Genomic DNA, 1,598 nt, shown 5'->3' on the forward strand with positions numbered 1-1,598 from the left:
CGTGGCCGCGCGCGGCAGCGAGCCGGCGCTCGACCAGAACCAGCTCGGCGAGGCGTGGGCCGACCTGGGCGCCGAGTTCAACGTCGGCGCCGGCGCCGACCGCATGAGCTTCACCCTGCGCAGCCTGGCCGATCCGGCGCTGCTGGCCAAGGCGGTGGCGCTGGCGGCGCGCGAGATCGGCGAGCCCGCCTTCCCCGAGGACGTCTGGCGGCGCGAGCGCGAGCGGCTGTCCGCCGCCATCCGCGAGGCCAACACCAAGCCCGGCACCGTCGCCGCGCGCACCTTCGAGCGCGACGTCTACGGCGGCCACCCCTACGGCGACGACGCGACCGAGGCGACGCTCGCCGCCATCTCCACCGACGACATGCGGCGGCGCCATGCCGAGGCGATCCTGCCCTGCCGCGCCAAGCTCACCGTGGTGGGCGCCGTCACGCGCGCGCAGGCCGACGACATCGCCCGCCGCCTGCTGGCGCGCCTGCCGGCGGGCGAGGGTGCCTGCCCGGCCCTGCCGCCGGTGCCCGAGGTGCCGCCGCTGGCGCGCGCCGCCACCGAGCGCATCCCCTTCGACTCGGCGCAGGCGCACGTGCTGATCGGCCAGCCGGGCTACGCGCGGCGCGATGCGGACCACTTCGCGCTGACCGTGGGCAACTACATCCTGGGCGGCGGCGGCTTCGTCTCGCGGCTGACCGAGGCGGTGCGCGAGAAGCGCGGCCTGGCCTACAGCGTCTACAGCGCCTTCTCGCCGGGCCTGCATGCGGGCGCCTTCCGCATCGGCTTCCAGACCCGTCCCGACCAGGCCGACGAGGCGGTGGCGGTGGCCCGCGAGGTGCTGGCGAAGTTCGTCGCCGACGGCCCCACCGAGGACGAGATGAAGGCCGCCAGGGACAACCTCGTCGGCGGCTTCCCGCTGCTGCTGGACAGCAACCGCAAGCTGCTCGGCAACATCGCCAACATCGCCTGGAACGACCTGCCGCTGGACTACCTCGACACCTGGACGGCGCGCGTCAACGCCGTCACCGCGGCCGACGTCAAGGCCGCCTTCCAGCGCAAGCTGCAGCCGGAGCGGATGGTGACGGTGATCGTCGGTGCGAAGCCGGGGGCTCAGTAAGCCTCGGCTCAGTGAATTCGGGTCGTCAAACAGGGCTCCAGTGCCCGTGCGTCGGGCGCAAGAAGCGCCTGAAATGAGCGTGAGGCGGGCGCCGCCTGCCGCTCAGTGCAGCGCCTCGCGCGCGGCCGCCGCCACGGCGCGGGTCAATTCCTCGACCAGCCCCGAGGCGGCGCGCGCGTGCTGCCAGTACAGGCGCACGTCCAGCGCGCTGTCCGGCACCAGCTCGACCAGGCTGCCGTCGGCCAGGGCGGGCGCCGCCTGCAGCAGCGGCAGCAGGCCCCAGCCCATGCCCAGGCGCGCTGCCTCCAGGAAGGCCTGCGAGGAGGGCACGCGGTGCTCGGGCAGCGCCACCGGCCGGCGGCACACGCGCCGCGCCCAGCGCGCCTGCAGTTCGTCCTTGGCGTCGTAGCGCAGGCTGGGCGCTTCGGCCAGGCTGCGCGCGCCCACGCCGCGGGCGAAGTGCCGCGCCGCCACCGCCGGGCTGGCGACG

General features: G+C 75.2%; 2 protein-coding genes. One reads left to right on the forward strand and one right to left on the reverse strand.

Annotated elements, in window-relative coordinates:
• The coding region (locus ACIY1X_RS26315) for a M16 family metallopeptidase (protein WP_399686585.1) at nucleotides 1-1,108 on the forward strand (1,108 nt) is incomplete at its 5' end.
• Nucleotides 1,109-1,210: 102 nt separating this feature from the next.
• Here ACIY1X_RS26315 and ACIY1X_RS26320 read toward each other — a convergent pair.
• Nucleotides 1,211-1,598, reverse strand: a 388-nt coding sequence (locus ACIY1X_RS26320) for a LysR substrate-binding domain-containing protein (RefSeq protein WP_399686588.1), incomplete at its 5' end; no start/stop codon positions are given.

The sequence above is a fragment of the Xenophilus sp. genome (genome assembly GCF_044462705.1).
Classification (GTDB): domain Bacteria; phylum Pseudomonadota; class Gammaproteobacteria; order Burkholderiales; family Burkholderiaceae_C; genus Xenophilus; species Xenophilus azovorans.